Annotated in this window: 15 protein-coding genes; 13 read left to right on the top strand and 2 right to left on the bottom strand. The window is 40.5% G+C overall.

From position 1 onward, the window contains the following. Position 1 precedes the first annotated feature (1 nt). The 7 genes from ACFWMP_RS00425 to ACFWMP_RS00395 all read left to right on the top strand — a co-directional run bounded on the left by ACFWMP_RS00425 (position 2) and on the right by ACFWMP_RS00395 (position 9,340). Positions 2–835, top strand: a complete 834-nt coding sequence (locus tag ACFWMP_RS00425; protein ID WP_379423450.1) for a carbohydrate ABC transporter permease — start codon at positions 2–4, stop codon at positions 833–835. 20 nt (positions 836–855) lie between these two features. Next, positions 856–2,016, top strand: coding sequence for an efflux RND transporter periplasmic adaptor subunit (locus ACFWMP_RS00420; RefSeq protein WP_379421646.1), 1,161 nt, complete (start codon positions 856–858; stop codon positions 2,014–2,016). 38 nt (positions 2,017–2,054) lie between these two features. Beyond that, entirely contained in the window at positions 2,055–3,395 is a 1,341-nt protein-coding gene (locus ACFWMP_RS00415; RefSeq protein WP_379421645.1) for an ABC transporter substrate-binding protein, read from the top strand. 37 nt (positions 3,396–3,432) lie between these two features. Next, positions 3,433–5,940, top strand: coding sequence for a hypothetical protein (locus ACFWMP_RS00410; protein WP_379421644.1), 2,508 nt, complete (start codon positions 3,433–3,435; stop codon positions 5,938–5,940). Between the two features lie 253 nt (positions 5,941–6,193). Beyond that, positions 6,194–7,582, top strand: coding sequence for a Na+/H+ antiporter NhaC (gene nhaC, locus ACFWMP_RS00405; RefSeq protein WP_379421643.1), 1,389 nt, complete (start codon positions 6,194–6,196; stop codon positions 7,580–7,582). A gap of 113 nt (positions 7,583–7,695) precedes the next feature. Continuing rightward, positions 7,696–8,916: a GNAT family N-acetyltransferase gene (locus tag ACFWMP_RS00400; RefSeq protein WP_042188097.1), complete on the top strand. Its 1,221-nt coding sequence runs from the start codon at positions 7,696–7,698 to the stop codon at positions 8,914–8,916. A gap of 100 nt (positions 8,917–9,016) precedes the next feature. After that, a complete protein-coding gene (locus ACFWMP_RS00395; protein ID WP_042188099.1) occupies positions 9,017–9,340 on the top strand; it encodes a coiled-coil domain-containing protein in 324 nt (107 codons plus the stop codon). 57 nt (positions 9,341–9,397) lie between these two features. Here ACFWMP_RS00395 and ACFWMP_RS00390 read toward each other — a convergent pair whose 3' ends face one another. Together ACFWMP_RS00390 and ACFWMP_RS00385 are read right to left on the bottom strand one after the other, a co-directional pair. Then, positions 9,398–10,276: a deoxyribonuclease IV gene (locus ACFWMP_RS00390; RefSeq protein WP_379421642.1), complete on the bottom strand. Its 879-nt coding sequence runs from the start codon at positions 10,274–10,276 to the stop codon at positions 9,398–9,400. Positions 10,277–10,439: 163 nt separating this feature from the next. Then, entirely contained in the window at positions 10,440–11,357 is a 918-nt protein-coding gene (locus ACFWMP_RS00385; RefSeq protein ID WP_379421641.1) for a M23 family metallopeptidase, read from the bottom strand. Positions 11,358–11,665: 308 nt separating this feature from the next. Here ACFWMP_RS00385 and ACFWMP_RS00380 point away from each other — a divergent pair, with 308 nt between their 5' ends. The 6 genes from ACFWMP_RS00380 (at position 11,666) to ACFWMP_RS00355 (ending at position 18,527) form a co-directional block, all read left to right on the top strand. After that, positions 11,666–12,421: a response regulator transcription factor gene (locus tag ACFWMP_RS00380; protein ID WP_042188104.1), complete on the top strand. Its 756-nt coding sequence runs from the start codon at positions 11,666–11,668 to the stop codon at positions 12,419–12,421. Next, on the top strand, positions 12,418–14,169 hold the full coding sequence (locus ACFWMP_RS00375) for a sensor histidine kinase (protein WP_379421640.1): 1,752 nt from the start codon (positions 12,418–12,420) through the stop codon (positions 14,167–14,169). The genes ACFWMP_RS00380 and ACFWMP_RS00375 overlap by 4 nt, the downstream gene beginning before the upstream one ends. A 183-nt stretch (positions 14,170–14,352) precedes the next feature. Then, positions 14,353–15,219, top strand: a complete 867-nt coding sequence (locus ACFWMP_RS00370) for an SDR family oxidoreductase (protein WP_339248091.1) — start codon at positions 14,353–14,355, stop codon at positions 15,217–15,219. 178 nt (positions 15,220–15,397) lie between these two features. Further along, on the top strand, positions 15,398–15,946 hold the full coding sequence (locus ACFWMP_RS00365) for a CueP family metal-binding protein (protein WP_042188111.1): 549 nt from the start codon (positions 15,398–15,400) through the stop codon (positions 15,944–15,946). Positions 15,947–16,230: 284 nt separating this feature from the next. Beyond that, a complete protein-coding gene (locus ACFWMP_RS00360; protein WP_076285748.1) occupies positions 16,231–16,731 on the top strand; it encodes a DinB family protein in 501 nt (166 codons plus the stop codon). A gap of 317 nt (positions 16,732–17,048) precedes the next feature. After that, positions 17,049–18,527: an Lsa family ABC-F type ribosomal protection protein gene (locus ACFWMP_RS00355; protein ID WP_042188115.1), complete on the top strand. Its 1,479-nt coding sequence runs from the start codon at positions 17,049–17,051 to the stop codon at positions 18,525–18,527. The last annotated feature ends 57 nt before the right edge of the window (positions 18,528–18,584 follow it).

Raw genomic sequence — 18,584 nt, 5'->3', positions numbered from 1 at the left:
CATGGCTATTATTGCAGTCTTGTTATTATTCCCGATTGTGATCACATTCACAAATTCGCTTATGACAGAGAAAGAAATTGAGATCAATTATGGACCTATCGGGCAGATGAATGAGGTGATTGAAGGGAGAGAAGATCCTTTTGTAAATTTAAAATTGCTGCCGGATCAAGTGTCCTTGGACCAGTATACTAAGGTTCTCCTAGACAACCCTAAATATCTGACGATGTTCTGGAACTCAGTATTCATGGTTGTGCCCATCATTGCAGGACAAACATTAGTAGCAGCACTCGCTGCCTATGCATTCTCGAAGCTGAAATTCCGGGGACGAGATCCTTTGTTTCTTATTTATGTTCTAACGATGCTTATGCCTTTCCAAGTGACGCTAGTACCGAACTATATTATGGCGGATAGGCTAGGAATATTAAATAGTTCATATGCAATTATATTGCCTGGAATTTTCGCAGCTTTTGGTGTGTTCATGCTCAGACAGTTCATGCTAGATATACCGTATGCGTATATCGAAGCAAGCAAAATGGATGGTGCTGGACATTTTCTGATTTTCTACAAGATTATAATTCCGATGATTAAACCTGGTCTGGCAGCACTAGTCATATTATTGTTTGTGGATTATTGGAATATGGTGGAGCAGCCGCTTATTTTTCTTGATGATCCGTTTAAACAGCCATTGTCAGTCTTTTTATCGAGGATCAATGAAGGCGAGCGAGGCATTGCTTTTGCTGCATCCATACTTTATATGGCTCCGATGGTGATGCTGTTTCTGTATGCGGAATCGTATTTTATTGAAGGCGTTCAATTGTCTGGTATCAAAGGTTGATTGGAGGAGAATGACGGGATATGGAGTTAGGTATAAAGCCGACTGATCGTAGACGTAAACGAAATATTCAAATCGTCTTCATGGTTTTTATGGGATTATTGTTGTTTTTTACATTGTTCAGTAACACGATACAAACTTTGACCTTGCCGAAAGTTAGAACCGAAAAACCAACAAAGGGAAATCTTTTATTTACGATTGAAGGTAGTGGGATATTGCAGCCACTTGCTGAAGTTAAACTTTCGAGTACTTCCGGACTAAAGGTCGAACAAATTCTAGTGAAAGAAGGACAACGTGTAAAAAAGGGACAAAAGCTTATTATCTATGAGAGCAAAACGGCTGAGCAAGAATTGAAAGATGAAATAACAAATTTAGAAAAGCAGAAAATTGATCAACAGAATAGGCAAGATCAGTACATCCAATCCGCGCTGGAGGAGGATGAATTCAAAATCAGAAATGCAAGACGTGATATCGAAAAAGGTAAATTAGATATCTTAGCTCAGGAAAATAAGATTAACGGGTTAAAAAATCGTCTAACAACTGAAAAACAACTATTTTCTCCTTTCGATGGTCTGATTTCAAAACTAAATGCCGTCGAAGGGTTAGCTCCAATGGGAGAACCGGATGTAATTGTATCCAACAGTAGTCGGGGTTACAGATTGGATATTATTATGGATTCCGTGCATTTGTCCAGTTTAGGGATTTCTGCTGGAGAAAAGATAGAGGTTGAGGTTGATATGAATCATGGACAAGAAGCCCGGACCCTAAACGGCTCCATTGAAGAAGTTGCGAATTCAGAGTCACGTACTGATAGCCCCTCTAGTAATGAGTCCGGGAAGATTCAAACCATTCCTCAAAAGAATCTGAGAATAAAAGTCGTTGATCCAGAACTTAAAGGAGGTGAACAGGCTCGGATCAAAATCGAAAAACATTCACTCCAAGAAGGATTACTCCTATCCAATGAAGCTATTCATGAGGATCGCGAAGGTTTGTTTGTCTATAAAGTTGACGAGCAGCGGGGGGCATTAGGCAATGTTTTTGTCGCTCAAAAAGTCCGTATTCACTCTAGTGAAAAGAACGAGAAAGAAACGATGATTCAATCGGATATTCTCTATGAGGAGGATTCAATTATTCTGGAAAGTAATGAACCTCTTGAAGACGGGAACCGAGTTCGACTGCAATAAGAAATCATATAAACGAGAAAATAGGAGGAGGAAATCAAATGATTAAAAGATCTATTTTTGTACTATTAATGGGTGCTTTGATAGTGACAACGGCATGTAATTCCGGAGGTAATGAGAAAGTGGAAAGTAAGGGGAAAACGACAACTGAAGAGGGGAAGACAATCTTAACTCTATCTCTAGCAGAATCGAGTGCATTCTATCAGGCGCTAGAGAAAAAGTTTGAAGCGAAATACCCGGATATCGACCTACAAATTAAGGCATATAAAGAAGAGGGAAACGAGTGGGGGGAGAATGGTTATGTAGAATATAAAAAAACAACGAATACAGCCCTACTCTCTGGAAAAGGTGCAGATATTTTTGATGTAAGCGCCTTTTCAATCAATGATTATGTGAGTAAAAAGTTGCTTGTGAACATGAATGATATATTTGAACACGATAAAACGGTAAATAAGAGCGATTTAGAAATGAATGTGTTGGACGCAATGAAGGTGAGCGACGGTCTATACTTCATTCCTACCGGGTACGCTTTTAGAGCGTTCATAGGTGATGGAAATATGATTAAGAACTCAAATGTGAAGATTGACGATAAGAATTGGACTTGGAAAGAGTTTGGGGAGCAATCGAAGGAAATTATACAACTGACTGGGAAGGACGCTAAAAACAAACTTTATGCCCTAACGGAGTACCCAGCGGAAATGACACTCCAAGAAATGGCTATTGATAATTATAATTTGTTTGTTGATAGTGAAGCGAAACAAGCGAAGTTCGACTCGCCTGATTTTGTGGAGCTGTTGGAACAAGTCAAGAAAATGTATAAAGAACAAGTTATGACTTCGGAGCCAGCGGAGATAGGTAATCAGCTTTTTAACTCCATCGTTATATGGTCACCAACAGACTTTATCGATGGTCCATATTCTTACTTTGAAAATCCGGTGTACCTTCAAAAGCCACATGCAGGTCAGACTGGTGGTATGAGAATCATTCCTTCATCATCGCTCGCCATACAAGCCAATACTCCGGTGAAAGAAGAAGCTTATAAGTTTATGACCTTCTTGTTATCTGAAGAAGCACAGTCATTGCAAGATAGAGAAGGATTCTCACTGCTCCAATCCGTGAACGATAAGAATTTAAACGATATTCAGGAAAAGATGAAAAGTGGTGCATATAAGCTTCCAACCGGAAAAGTAGCTAAGGTTTCTGATGAAGAATTTACTAAGTTTAAAGAAATCATTCATACGGTAGATCAATATGCGGAACTGGATACTAAAGTGCTTTCTATTATTGGAGAGGAGTCCTCATCATTCTTCAGTGGACAAAAATCTGCGGAAGCTGTTGCAAAGCTGATCCAGAATCGAGTAACAATCGTTCTAAATGAATAGATGTATTAAACAGGATTTTGTATAAGGAGGGGGACTCATGCACAAATCACTAAAGACATATGCTGTAGTTCTGCTCAGCGCAATGATGTTAAGCCAACCTCTTGCAAACAGCATTTACGCAGCACCGACAAGTGCTTCAACTGCAGCGGTATTCACTCTTGACAAACTTGGGTCGATCGCTTTAAAAAACAATGTCAACGTGAAGCTAATAGATATGGATATTTTAGAGCAACCGAGCGGTAATATACTTATATACACACTTAGTTATAGCAATAGTAGTACCAATAGTGTAGCTCACGTAGATTATTTCTCAAGGGTTACTACAACTGGGGGGACAGTCATACAAGGTAAACCTGTCACGAGAGATGTTACTAAAAAAAATATTCCTTCAATGAGTAGTCAAATTGTAACTAACTACGTGAATATTGGAGAGTCTACAAAATTAAACGGCACCAAAGTGTCCCTATTGAAGTGGGATTTCAGTAGCCAGGATTATCAGAAAAAGCTAGGTGAATTCGCTATTCCGGCAAGTTATTCAGTTGTCGTTCCACAAGGCCAGAGCAGGAAGCTCACGATGGATAATCTGCTAGTAAACATCAAAGCGGAAAGTCTACAAAGGCTTAAAAGGAATGGAAAAGTATATATGAGAGTAGGCGTTAGTTTCACGAATTTGGGTAAAAAATTGCTAAGCGGCTCCACTTATATTGCTTACCTGAAATCAGCCGGTGGCTCGGTGTTCGAACTTAAGCAGGAGGATGCGAGAAGCAGTATCAATGTACAGTCCCAAGAGAAGAAGACGGTTTACTATTTAACAGAAGTCCCTTCCTATATGAAGACTGAACATATGATATTGCAATTTGCGCAAGAAGATGAAACTTTGAAAATAATGCTACCTGTTAAATCGTTTAAGCTTCCTGCATTAACAACTGTCGACTTTGCTGTGGCTAATTATGCTGTTAAGAAGATTTCTGTAAAGAATAATACAGTTGAAACGCAATTGAAGAGTGCTTCCGTATATTCGGAGAATGACTCCGCGAAATGGAATCTTCAATTCCGACTTAAGAATCTTGGGAATAAACCTATCACTCTACCTGCATACGAGCTTACGGTTAAAGCAGCTGAAGGACTTAGTATTCCAGTAGACTCAAAAGCACTTGCCAATTTAACATTGAAACCGCTTGAAGAGAAGATCGTCAGTCTCAGGGCGGATGTGCCATTAATACTTAATCAAGGTACGTTAAAGCTAGAGTGGACGGAACCTGCTGTTGACGACAAAGTTATTTTCCCAACTGCGCTGTATAACATACCTTATGCTCTAGAAAACAATAATCTGATAGGACAAGGGTATTCGGTCGAGAATAGCTACGGGAAATTCATGGTGAAACTTGGATCCTATCAGCGTTTGCCTTGGGATGATGGTGATCAAATCGTAACTACTATCAGCATCCGTAACACCGGCTTAACCTCAGTACAGCTACCTTCTTTAAAAGCTATAGTTAAAGCAGGAATGAGTGATCTTAGCAGTACAGCCCAGATCGTGACCACAAATACGCAATTGATGCTTGCTCCCAATGAAGCGACAGAGATCTATGTGATAGCGAGAGTTCCATATACTTATAGTTTCAATCAGCTAAAGATAGTGTTACAAGATACCTCTGGTGATGAAATCACGAAGTTTCTCTCTATGAATACAAATTCGCTAAATAATGTGATCAATACGATTGCTGCTGGTGAATCTTACCAAATGAGCTCGTTAGGCAGAAAAGCAAAAGTTCGCGAGCGTTGGACAACCACTTATAATGAAAACAGTTCTAGCTTGATCTATACGGAACTGGAAATGATTAACGAAGAACCACGTCAGTCGAAACAGGCACAGCTTGTGGCTTATTACAAAACACCTGACAACCAATTTTTCAAGGCGGTGGTTAGCCAATCGACAACTCCAACAAGCCCAAATGGTAAAAACCTGGTTACAATCTGGAGTAAACTTCCGCAAGGGGTGAATACGTCTGAGCTTGTGCTTTATATTGGGGAAGGGGTTGCTGACGGTAAGCTTACAGATTTAGGGGGAACATCCACTGGATTTATCAATAGTGTTAAATTAGCACTTACCCCTATGACAGCAATCTCACAGAATAATCTAACAAGTGTCGATCTATTCCCTTACAACCTTTCGGTTGCAAATGCAGTGGGTACGATTACTGAAGAGAAAGGTACATTAGATATTGTTATGAATTATAGCTTATTCGAAAAAGACGCTTTTGAAGCAGGTGCCTATGAGCATAAGCTAGTCTTAGAAATTATTGACCCTTACGGACAATCCATGGAGAAGACTTTGCAGCTGGGGTCTGATTTGCCAATGGGTAAGAATAAATCATACTCAACCTCATTTAATAGTAACTTCCACAAAATATTAAGGGGAGGCAGCGTTCGTATAAATCTATATGATGAGTTTCAGGGTCATAGGATGTTGCTAGGGAGTCAGTCTTACCCGTTAAATTACGTTTCATCAGAACAGAGAACACCTAAAAACACTGGCAATTAAAATTGTAGTGAGCTGGGTTAAGAACCAAGTCAAATGTGTTGGCATAATTGCCAGCACTCTTTTTATTTCTCGCCTATACTTATGAACTTTTTATGGAAATTCCTTCAATGTATGTTCTTTACATTGACTGTTCTCAGTCTTTTCGTTAAGATTACCTCTGCGCTTCAATGCCAAAAAGCAAAAAAGCTTAAAAGTGCGGAAGCGTTCGATCATTATTTTTATACCCAATACAATGTTAAGGAGCATTATTTTCATGGAACGACAGCTTAGTTTCTCAAAAAGCATGATCATCATCGTTTTTATTTTAGCACTTCTATTTGTATCCATCTTTCTATTGAAAGCGGAGCCGCATCTACCGCTTCTCGTAACTACAATAGGCACGGCCGTCTTACTAGGAATGTTTGGTTTCTCTTGGAAGAAGATCGAATCAGCCATTATTCAAGGAATACAAACGGCCATAATGCCAATTCTTATCCTCATGCTGATTGGAATTCTGATCGCTGTGTGGATGATGAGCGGTACTGTACCGTCGCTTTTATATTATGGTATGGATTATATTAATCCGAATTATTTTGCGGTGAGCGCATTATATGTCACGATCATCGTCTCGATGTTCACTGGAAGCTCCTTCACGACAGTTAGCACCATCGGCGTTGCTTTAATGGGAATTGCAGTAACTACGGGGATTTCCCCAACTTTGGCTGCTGGAGCAATTATCAGTGGGGCTTGTTTTGGTGATAAAATGTCGCCACTTTCCGATACAACGAATTTTGCACCTGCAGTAGCGGGTATATCCTTGTTTACACATATTCGTAATATGGCATACACTACGGTGCCGGCGCTTGTTATCACCACTCTCTTTTTTCTGTTCGCTCCAAAGGGGAATTCGATCGACTTATCCTCGATTAAAGACATTAAGCATGCGTTACAAGATGGATTCCATATTCATTGGTTAACGCTGCTATCTCCGCTAGCTGTCATCGCTTGTTCGATCAAGCGGATACCGATCCTGCCTACGTTAGTTGTTGGTATTGTCAGTGGTCTTCTTGTGACGGCTTTGATTCAGCAGCAGACTGAAATCGATGTCTGGTTTAGTGTAATGCAGAGTGGATATAACAGTAATATCGCGAATGAAATGGTTGCTTCTATCGTGAACCGCGGAGGAATGCAATCGATGATGTGGTCTGTATCTCTAATCTTAATTGCCTTATCCTTAGGTGGTTTGATTCAGCATTGCGGTGTCATTGAGGCCTTTTTCCGTAAACTCATTCAACCACTCAAGCGTAAAAGCAGCATTGTACTTATGAGCGGAGCGTCATCCATAGCGGTAAATGGCATGACTGGTGAACAGTATCTTTCGATTCTTTTGCCAGGTCAAATGTTCAAAGATGAATATAATCGCCGTGGTATTCCAGCGAAGACACTGTCCCGTACGCTAGAAGATTGCGGCACTCTCGTTAATCCATTAATTCCATGGGGTGTCAGTGGTGCCTTCTTCGCAGTGACTCTGGGTGTGCCCGTGATAGAATATGCGCCTTATGCAACTTTCTTATGGTTAAGTCCATTCATCACGTTTGCTTACGCGTTGATCCCTAGATTACAAAGGAACTCATTGGGTAAGGATCAAGAAATCTCAAGATAAAGGACACCTTATGCATTGATTCAACGTATATAAAGAATACTATGCGTTGAGTCAATGTGATCAAGCTAGTGATCTAAGCTTAAAAAGTGGTCAATTTATCGGAGGTAATAACAGTGAGTCGCAGTAAGTTACAGGATAGAATCAGATTAGCTAATGTCGAGACTAAGCACGCAGAACAATTTAATAATCTATTACGTTATGTATTTCAAGTGACCAATCGTGATCTGCAAATCTTTGGCTGGGAGAATCGTGAAATCACTCAGGCTAAGTTGCCAGTTCTTAAGTATGCTGATGTTGTAGGTTGGTTTGATGGAGACAAGCTCATCTCTCAGTTAGCCGTATACCCATTTCAGGTTAATATTTTTGGGCATATCTATGAGATGGGTGGATTAACGGGTGTTGGAACCTATCCCGAATATGCCAATTTAGGTTTAATGAATAAACTGATGCTTCATGCTTTAACTAAAATGCGGGATCGTAAACAATCGATATCTTATCTTTATCCGTATTCAATCCCTTATTATAGAAGAAAAGGCTGGGAAATCATCACTGATAAGATCTCATTTGAAGTGCCGGATACACAGTTGCCAAAAATGAGAAATGTCCCAGGAAATGTGGAACGTGTATCCATTGAACATCCAGATATCAAAGTGATTTATGATCAGTTTGCCGTGCAGCATCATGGGGCGATGATTCGTAATGAGTTAGCTTGGGAAGAATATTTGCGGTGGGATTTAGATGATATGACGGTAGGTATTTATTACAATAACAACGATGAACCCATGGGGTACTTGTTGTATTGGGTCGCCGAAGAAATATTTTATATCAAAGAGATGGTATACATTGTTGAAGAGGCTCGAACGGGCTTGTGGAATTTTATTAGTGCGCACTTTTCAATGATTAAGCTGGTTAAAGGGGATATTTATAAAGGAGAACCGTTGTCATTCATATTAGATGATGGGGATATCAAGGAAACGATCGCTCCATACTTTATGGCACGGATTGTAGATGTTCGTTTATTTATCGAACAGTATCCTTTTAAACGGCAGGACAAAGACTGTGAGCTCATTTTCAACTTAAGCGATCCGATGCTGGAATGGAATCGAGGGACATTTTCACTAACTGTAGATAAAGAAGGGAAGGGGACCCTGCGAGAAGGGGGATTAAATCCTTCACTTACGATTGATATTCCTACCTTAACAACCCTGTTAATGGGCTATAAGCGGCCAACCTACCTGGCTCGCATCGGACGTATTCAGACGGATGAAGCCACGATTCATTTGCTGGAAGGACTGATTAGACCAGAGCATCCTTATTTCTCTGATTATTTTTAAAATATGTGAACCTTTGAAGCATACTCTAATGAGTGTGCTTTTTTGCTCTTTTTATAGTAGAATAGTCTCTCAGCAACACAATATGATATGAGGTGTAAGAATGGCAATTAATTTTACTAAACCAATGATCACTAAATTACAACAAGAAATTACCGAGCTCGAAAACAAAATCAAGAGCACACAGAACAAAAAAGAAAAATCTAAATTTAAAATTAATCAATTAGAACAGGATATGAAATTTAGCAAGTCTCACACAGATTTGAGCAGTAAAATGTCGCGAATCAAAAAGCTGAATGATGAGATAAAAACCTTAAATCGTATGCAAGCTGATCTGTCAAAAGAATTAACCGCAAAGAAAAACTCGCTAAAGAAACTCCAAGTGAACGAAACCGCACCTGTTACGAATGATCCTGCAAAAGGATAAATTGATTATAGTTTATAGCATAAACGCTTACCGTCCTAATAAGGACGCCGAAGGCGTTTATGCTTGTTTTATCGGCTCATCCGTTTCTCCTCGTAGCAATGAAATCTCATGCTTATAGGGCGGGTTGACATATTTCTTTTCACCGATGGAGGGGGTCTCCAGGAGCTTGGGAATGGTTGTTAGCTGTGGATGGTGGACTACATATCGAAGCGCCTGAAGGCCGATATATCCATGTCCGATATTTTCGTGCCTGTCTTTTCGCGAGCCGATGATATTCTTTGAATCATTTACGTGAATGACATTTAGGCGTTCTATTCCAATTATGCGATCAAATTGATCCAATATGCCATCAAAATCTTCCTTCACATTATAACCAGCATCGTGGATATGGCAAGTGTCCAGACAAATAGACAGGCGCTCGTTATTAGTAACTCCATCAATGATCGCTGCTAATTCCTCAAATGTAATTCCGCATTCACTACCTTTTCCCGCCATGGTCTCTAATGAAACCTGAACATTTCGTTTATCGGACAGCACTTCGTTCAAGCCTTCTACAATTCGAGAAATTCCGGCCTGTGGACCCGCACCCACATGGGAACCGGGATGCAGGACAATTTGTGTAGAGCCTAAAGCTTCCGTTCTAATAATCTCTGATTGAAGAAACTCAATACTATGTTCAAAGACCTGAGCGGATAGCGTATTCCCTAAGTTAACAATAAATGGAGCATGTACAACGATATTTGAAATGCCATTATCTCTCATGTGAGCTTGTCCAGCTTCAATATTCAAAGCTTCAATGGGCTTACGGCGAGTATTATGAGGAGCTCCGGTATATATTAGGAAGGTGGTCGCTCCATAAGATGCTGCCTCTTCACTAGCTCGAAGGAGCATTTTTGGTCCAGTCATGGATACATGTGACCCAAGGAGTAAAGTCATCTGGTGTAACACTTCCTTTCTTCAGAGAAGAGATCAGTATTTAGTCACTATAGGCCTATTAATATTTGTAAATCGACCTATTTGTATGTATTCAAGCTTAGGTATAGGTTGTCTCGTCCGAATATCTCCTAGGAGAGACAACCTTATCAACCCAAAATGATCGCTATTCAGTGGCGGTAATCGTCTCGCCTTGGATTGGATTCAATCCGTTCTCCCACCTAACAGGGATTGAACGAGAGTTGAACAAATCTACTCCGTCAGAAATCTGGAAATGCAAATGGGGCTCACTAGAGTTGCCTGAGTTACCTGTCAGTCCAATGACATCGCCTTTTTTAACTATATCGCCCGCCTTAACTGTAATCGAGCCTTTCTTTAGATGAGCTAGATGGCTGTATTCACCACCGTGGTCGATGATCACGTTATTGCCGGTTGCCTGGTTTGGATTCATGACACCGACAGGTTCATTATCTTTAATATCATTCACAACCGATACGATTGTACCATCCGCAGGGGCGAGAATTTTTTCGCCAAAGGCATAATAGCTTTTGTTTTTTAGCGGATCCCCTTTATAAGAATAGTTATTCTTGGCTTTGATGAAATCATAAGCGTATCGCTGGATCTCTACTTCATAATGATAATTTACGAGAATATTCTTTCCGCCCCAAAATACAAACCAGTCACCTTCGAAAGGCAACGCGTATTCCTGCTTGCTAAGTTTCGAGTCGGTTTCAGGGGAGGATGTCAGTTCTTGAATCTGGAATAATGAAATGGTTCCATCCGGATCAAACATTCCGATAAGCCCTTTATTACCTGCATCACTCACCCAAGTACGTCGATCAAATCCATTAAGCTGCATATCAGAAGCTTTATTCAGTGTCTGGATATCCTTTGTGAATTCCTTAGCGGTCTCAGCTAATTCAGCTTCACTAACCTCATCTTTCAAAGGCTGACTAAAGTGGGCGTACATTTCTTTATAGTTCCCTTTAAGCAGAAAATTTGGCAGATCATCAGGCAGGAACATTGTTTCGTTTGATTCTACAGCTGAACTGGATGTTTGCTCCACTTTCGCATTATTGTTCATATCCGTTTTTCCTCCTCCACAAGCTGTTAATAGCAAGGCAAGTGATCCTATTGCCAAAACTGTTTTTGCTGACATTCCCGGTATGCTGATTATTTTTTTAGAGCTTTTTTTCAAGAATATCGCCTCCCATTAGTCAAATTATAGCAAATGAGTCTTAGCTCTTCTGAAACACAGCATTAATACGATCTTAACTTTTGGTGTAGTAGACGAATACGAATTAAGCTTCTGTTAAGGTAAGTGCGATTGATAGCGTCAAGAATCATGCTATGATGATAAAAACAAGGGCTATTTGGAAAGGGAATTTCACAATGAATGAAGCATCGATTTTACTTGTAGATGATGAACAATCGCTTTTGGAGATTATGGAGACTGTATTACGCAAAGAGGGTTATTTAAATATTGATACTGCGGTGACGGGTGAAGAAGCGATAAGCGCCTGCGAAGCCAAAAAATATGATTTGATTGTATTGGATGTGATGTTGCCAGGGCGCAGTGGAATTGAAATCTGTCCTTTTATCCGGCAGACGACGGACGCACCTATCCTGTTTCTTACGGCTCGAACCTCTGATTTTGATAAGCTGACCGGATTTGCTATAGGTGGAGATGATTATATCACTAAACCCTTTAATCCACTTGAAGTTGTCGCTCGAATAAGAGCGCAGTTGCGGCGGTACTTAAGTTCACCTGCTCCATCAGATACTGATAAGATCACAGCGACAGTTCACAGCAAATCTGCGAACGTTTACGATTACGGGAGATTTAAACTGGATGAGACGGCAGGGGAGCTGCTGGTTGAGGGTGAGTCGGTCTCTTGTCCGGCACTTGTATTCCAATTGCTGCTGTTCTTATGTAAACACCCCAATCAAATATTCAGCAAAAGTGAATTATATGAAAAGGTTTGGGGTGAAGAAGCCTTAAGTGATGATAATACGGTCATGGTGCATATTCACCGTATAAGAGAGCGTATAGAAGCAGACCCATCCGATCCGAAGTTTATTGTTAATGTTAGAGGTCTTGGGTACAAACTGGTTAAAGTAGAACGTCAAGAGTTGTCTGCGCCATGAATATTAAGCGCCGGTTAACGTTTAAGTTTGTTCTTCAGCTCGCAATTACGGGCATGGTAGTACTCGCTATTTCTGCCATAACATTTACTTGGATTTTGCTGCGGTTTCTTGATATTAGTCTCTCGCGTGATTTTGCCAATGTGGGTCTTGAACAATTGGTAGAATCTTCTAAGATTGATAAGGATGGCATACATTTTTCTCCGAGTTTACTGGAGCAAGTGAAGAAAAATAATGGCTGGCTACAAAGTCTAAATGAAGATGGGCAAGTTGAGAGTGCCTATAATACACCTAAAGATGTACCCATTCAATATGGCCCTGGCGAAGTAGTTGCTTATTGGACGGGCACTCAGCCGTTTCCTTATAATCTGGCACTATGGATTCAAGAAAAGGATGGTAAACAGCTCGCACTGGTGTATGGTGCGCCTAATGTATTAAGTCCACTATTAAAGAAAGTGAGTGAGGGGACATTCGCTGCTGCGAAAGGGGAGCCAGTACTTCCTGATGAACTTGAAAAAGAAATTAAATCGGCCCAAGCTTTTGTTCAACTTATAGATTCATCAGGCAATGAAGTGGTTTCTTATAATAGACCTAATGTGATACCCACTCAGTACTCCGTTCAAGAGCTTGCACTTCGCACCCTGTACAGTGAACGATATGGGTACCATGTTCTTTCTTCTTTTGATAAGGACTCAGGTCGTACTTGGATCGTGGGAGAACCCAATATCAAAGGGACAGATCCAGGCAAAAAAATGTGGGTACCAGAAGAAGTTAAAGTCGTGATCATCGGTTCATTTGCCATGCTTATCGCATTATTGATCGCGTTTGTGTTGCTTTCCTTATGGCAAGCACATCGTTTTGGTGCGCCAATGCTGCATATGCTCGTATGGCTCGATTCCATCGGAAATGCCATTTATACAGAGCCAACGGATCGTAAAGGACTTCGTCGCAGTCGAACACCCGCCTTAAAATGGAGGAGAAGGTACCGTGTTTTTGCTGATGTGATGGTTTCAATTGAGAAATTATCGGCAACCTTGAAGAGAGATCAAGTCATGCGGGAGGAGACGGAGAGCTTACGCGAAGAATGGATCGCTGGTGTTACTCATGATTTGAAAACCCCATTATCCTCAATCACAGGATATGCTCATTTACTGGCAGAACCAAAATACGATTGGTCGAAAGAGGAAGTCCGTAAGTTTACAACGACTATGCTAGATAAATCGGCCCATATGGACATGCTGATCAGTGATCTTGCAATGACCTATCGTCTAAAGTCAGGAATTAAACCACCTGAGACGATGGAAGTTGAATTGAACACTTGGCTGCAACAAGCTCTCGAACAAGCTGCTGCCAATCCTGCCTATGGGAAGCAGCGAATAGTATTTCTACCTGCACAAACCGAAGTTAGAGCTCAATTGTATACGCCATGGCTAGAGAGGGTTGTCAACAATTTAACTGCGAATGCGCTGCTCCACAACCCACCGGATACGAAGTTGACCGTTTCGCTTATTCATAAAGAAAGGGAGACCGGATTTATCATTCAATTTGCTGATGACGGCGATGGAATGGATGAAGAAACAATGATTCGGCTATTTGAACGATATTATCGAGGAACGGATACAGCGTCTACCTCCAACGGTTCTGGGCTCGGTATGGCGATTTCTAAAGGTCTGATCGAATGTATGGGTGGCCAGATTACTGTAGAAAGTCACATAGGTAAGGGAACGGTTATTAAATTAATATGGAGCTGATATATTCATTCGAGCCCTCGCTGTATTCCAACCGGATACCGCGAGGGTTGTTTGTATTTATTAGGTTGAGTAAAGGCTATAAAAATAAAGGAGTTGACATCTTTTTTGAATGTAACTACGATAGTTACAGGTAAACAATTATTAAGAGGATAAAATTTATCATAATTTTAGGAGGATTTTAAAATGAAAATAGCAATAACAGGAGCAACAGGTCAATTCGGATCATTAGTGATAGAGTCTCTACTTAAAACTGTACCCGCAGGGGACCTTGTAGTTAGTGTCCGGAATCCAGATAAAGCAAGTAATCTTAAAGCGCGTGGTGTGGAAGTCCGTCATGGTGACTTTGATAAGCCGGAAACATTGGATGTTGCGTTTGCCGGTGTGGATCGACTGCTAATTGTATCTTCAGATGGAGATAACGAGACTCGGATTCGCCAACATAAGGCAGCTATTGATGCAGCCGCTAAAGCTGGTGTTGGATTCATTGCCTATACAAGTGTAGGACATGCAGAGAAGAGTGAGCTGTTCCTTGCTGAAGTACACCGTGTAACCGAGGAAGCCATTCGAGCTACCGGAATTCCTTACAGTTTCCTTCGCAACAACTGGTACATGGAGAACGAGGTTGGGTCTATCCAAGGCGCCGTAGCAGGTGCCCCATGGGTAACTTCTGCTGGTAGTGGTAAAGTTGGCTGGGCAGCACGAGGAGATTATGCAGAAGCTGCTGCTAATGTTCTAGCTGGGGAAGGACATGAGAATTCTGTCTATGAATTGTCTGGCAAGCCTTTAACACAAGAAGAATTGACTGGAATTATAAGTGGCGTAATTGGTAAAGAAATTAAAGTGCTGCAAGTTGACGACGAAGCTTATGCGAAAATCATGGCTGAGGTTGGTGTACCAGAAGCTGCTCTGCCATTCGTTGTTGCGATTCAACGTGGTATTCGCGAAGGATGGCTGGATATTGAAAGTGGCGATCTAGAGAAAGTACTGAATCGTCCAGTCACTCCGTTAGCGGATGTTATCAGTGATCTTGTAAATAGTCTGCAAGCTTAAATAATATATCAAGATTCAAGGCTTCTTCTCGGTGAATAACCAGAAGGGGTCTTTTTTTGTGCATCTTTAACATCAATGATAAGGTTTCGTGAAGTAATAATAATGATATAATAGGAAACATATGTGAACTATTGGTGTAATGAAAATGATTGAATCGAAGAGAAGGGGATGAATATCAATGAGGACAAAAATTTGGATGGCTTCTGGTGCAGTAGTTGTAGTTGCTTTAGGGGCTGTTTTATTTGTGGGGGGGAACGATAAAAAATCACCCGCAGCAACCGATACATCTAACGTTAAACAATTAGTGCAGGAATATAGTTCAAGCAGCATGAAAGACCTCTCTGCTTCCATCACTTCAGAGCAGCTTATTGTGACCGACAGCAACAATCAATCAACCAAATATGACTTACCCAAAGATGAGTTTTTTGTTTCCATCGCACCATATGTTAAGAATACACACCCGTGTGCAACACATAGCTTGACCGGATGCCAAGGGGAATTAACAGAACAAGAGTTTAATGTATATGTCGAGGACACTGCGGGCAACGTGATTGTGGATCAAACTATGAAGTCCCAATCTAACGGATTCATTGATCTTTGGTTACCTCGCGATAAGAAATATAATGTAACGATTGAACAGGATGGTGTAAAAGCGAAAGCCGCACTTTCCACTTTTAAGAGTGATAATACATGTGTAACGACCATGCAATTAGTAGAGAGTATCTAAACAACAGAGACAGCGAAGTCACTACTTCCTCTGAAAATTCCATATCGGACCTGCCATTTAATTTATGGGAGGTTTTTTTATGTATCTGTAAGAATAAGAAGGTTCTAAGGTAAAGTTTAATTATAGTTATTTTCCACCTCCTGGAAATGATATAATCTGATGGATATCAAGTGTCGACCTTTTATAGGGAGTGTTCTTTGAAGAAGGGTATCGTCGAAAAACTCACGGGTGATTCTCTATGATAAACTTTAGTTGGTACTTCATTTTTGAGAGGAGATAGAGGAATGGATAAAGATCTGATCATCGGGGATGTTTTGCAGGAGTTAGCTGGTACGCGTCGTATGCTGGAGAAGCTGACGCAGGAACATATGACATGGAAACCACACGAAAAGTCAATGAGTCTCGGTGGGCTATCCACACATCTCGTCAATCTGCTTAACTGGCAATCAGCCATTCTGCTTCACTCGGAGTTTGATTTGGCGTCTGTGCCATATCGACGAGAAGCGCTGGAGAGCCCCGCCGCGGTTCTGCAAGAGTTCGATATGAGCGCTCGCAAGATTGAAGAATTAATTTCTGAAAGCAATGTGGAGACGCTTGGTGCGGAGTGGACACTGCGTAATGGTACAGCGGTTATCCGCCGTCAGACACGGGCAGTCGCGCTTCGTACCATCGGATTGAATCACATGATTCACCACAGGGCACAGCTTGGGGTATATTTCCGACTTCTAAATATACCCGTGCCGGGCCTTTACGGACCCTCTGCAGATGAATTAGCGAACGCCTAATAAATGGATTTCTTAATGAGTTAAGGATCGGAAAGTTGAAAAAAACAAATCGGCATGATAACATGGATACAAATTAATGATCGGAGTTGAAAAGTATAGTGTAGTAATTATTCTTGCGACACATGATGAATAAAACAACAAAAACGGTTTATTTCGTTTGTTTTATTTTTTGTATGCAAGAAAGTTACTACTTCTTTTCACTCGAACAATATATCCTTATCTAACTCCGTTTGGGGCTAGATTTGCTGTATTTATTTGAGTCACAAGAAAGTAACTTTCTTGTGGCTTTTATTTTTTTCATACAGGAGGATACTTATATGTCATTAATAAATGTTACAAATCTAACCTTTGCCTATGAAGGCAGTTACGATAACATCTTTGAGAATGTAAACTTTCAAATCGATACTGATTGGAAATTAGGCTTTACCGGAAGAAACGGTAGAGGAAAGACCACCTTTCTGAGTTTATTGCTTGGAAAATATGAATACAGCGGAAATATTTCTGCCCATGTCACTTTTGAATATTTTCCTTTTCAGGTGGATAACAAGGCGCTTAATACCATTGATGTGATCAGCGGGATTTTTCCGGATTATATTCATTGGAAATTAATGCGTGAACTTTCATTATTAAAGGTTTCTGAAGATGTGTTATATCGGCCCTTTGACTCATTGTCTAACGGAGAGCAGACGAAAGTGCTGTTAGCCACTCTCTTCATTAAGGAAAATAGCTTCCTATTGATCGATGAACCTACCAATCATTTAGACATGACGGCAAGAAAGCTGGTCAGTGATTATCTCAATACGAAAAGTGGATATATTCTGGTCTCTCATGACAGATCTTTTCTTGATAATTGTGTAGACCATATTTTGTCTATAAATAAGACGAATATAGAAATTCAAAAAGGAAATTTTTCAAGCTGGTGGGAGAACAAAGTCAGACAAGATAACTTTGAGCTGGCAGAGGACGAGAAACTCAGAAGAGATATTAAACGCTTATCTGCTTCTTCTAAACGGACAGGCAACTGGTCACATGAAGTGGAAAAAACAAAAAACGGAACGAGAAATTCCGGCTCAAAGGTCGATAAAGGCTACATTGGACACAAGGCCGCTAAAATGATGAAACGCTCTAAAGCCATTGAGCAAAGACAAAATTCTGCGATCAACGAAAAGTCTAAGCTTCTTAAAAACATCGAAAATTCTGAGAATCTAGAGATTACACAGCTTGACTATCACAAACGTCAACTTGCTGAGCTAGACAATATTTCGATTTTTTACGGTGAAAAAAAGGTATGTTCTGACGTAAGCTTCACTATCGAGCAGGGTGAGCGTATTGCTCTGGCGGGTAAAAACGGCTCAGGTAAATCAAGTATCATCAAATTGATGTGTGGTGAGGATATAGATTTCACAGGCACTCTCACAAAGGATAATCAGCTTATCATTTCCTACGTATCCCAAGACACTTCAAATCTTCAGGGGAATCTAACGGATTATGCCAGAGACAACGGAATCGATGAAAGTCTGTTTAAATCTATTCTACGAAAGCTTGATTTTTCTAGAATCCAATTTGATAAAGACATATCCACTTACAGTGGTGGTCAAAAGAAAAAAGTACTGATTGCCAAAAGTCTTAGTGAGAAAGCTCATTTGTACATTTGGGATGAACCGCTTAATTTTATTGATGTCATTTCACGTATGCAAATTGAAGAGCTGTTGCTTGAATACACGCCAACTCTTGTTTTTGTGGAGCATGATCGGGAATTTTGCAACAATGTTGCTACGAAGATCGTTGAACTTTAATTAAAATGAAGAAATGGGGGAAGTCGACAGAGTTTATCTGTCGGCTTTTTTGTATTA

The organism is Paenibacillus sp. NPDC058367, from assembly GCF_042723305.1.
Classification (GTDB): Bacteria; Bacillota; Bacilli; order Paenibacillales; family Paenibacillaceae; genus Paenibacillus_AQ.
Note: the sequence above shows the minus strand (reverse complement) of the source record. Positions and strands in the feature narration are given on the sequence as shown.

Bases quoted from the DNA above. Each gene is read 5' to 3' on its own strand.
- ACFWMP_RS00425 (WP_379423450.1), top strand. From the start codon at position 2: ATGGCTATTATTGCAGTCTTGTTATTATTCCCGATTGTGATCACATTC.
- ACFWMP_RS00420 (WP_379421646.1), top strand. From the start codon at position 856: ATGGAGTTAGGTATAAAGCCGACTGATCGTAGACGTAAACGAAATATT.
- ACFWMP_RS00415 (WP_379421645.1), top strand. From the start codon at position 2,055: ATGATTAAAAGATCTATTTTTGTACTATTAATGGGTGCTTTGATAGTG.
- ACFWMP_RS00410 (WP_379421644.1), top strand. From the start codon at position 3,433: ATGCACAAATCACTAAAGACATATGCTGTAGTTCTGCTCAGCGCAATG.
- nhaC (WP_379421643.1), top strand. From the start codon at position 6,194: ATGGAACGACAGCTTAGTTTCTCAAAAAGCATGATCATCATCGTTTTT.
- ACFWMP_RS00395 (WP_042188099.1), top strand. From the start codon at position 9,017: ATGGCAATTAATTTTACTAAACCAATGATCACTAAATTACAACAAGAA.
- ACFWMP_RS00390 (WP_379421642.1), bottom strand. From the start codon at position 10,276: ATGACTTTACTCCTTGGGTCACATGTATCCATGACTGGACCAAAAATG.
- ACFWMP_RS00385 (WP_379421641.1), bottom strand. From the start codon at position 11,357: ATGAACAATAATGCGAAAGTGGAGCAAACATCCAGTTCAGCTGTAGAA.
- ACFWMP_RS00380 (WP_042188104.1), top strand. From the start codon at position 11,666: ATGAATGAAGCATCGATTTTACTTGTAGATGATGAACAATCGCTTTTG.
- ACFWMP_RS00375 (WP_379421640.1), top strand. From the start codon at position 12,418: ATGAATATTAAGCGCCGGTTAACGTTTAAGTTTGTTCTTCAGCTCGCA.
- ACFWMP_RS00370 (WP_339248091.1), top strand. From the start codon at position 14,353: ATGAAAATAGCAATAACAGGAGCAACAGGTCAATTCGGATCATTAGTG.
- ACFWMP_RS00365 (WP_042188111.1), top strand. From the start codon at position 15,398: ATGAGGACAAAAATTTGGATGGCTTCTGGTGCAGTAGTTGTAGTTGCT.
- ACFWMP_RS00360 (WP_076285748.1), top strand. From the start codon at position 16,231: ATGGATAAAGATCTGATCATCGGGGATGTTTTGCAGGAGTTAGCTGGT.
- ACFWMP_RS00355 (WP_042188115.1), top strand. From the start codon at position 17,049: ATGTCATTAATAAATGTTACAAATCTAACCTTTGCCTATGAAGGCAGT.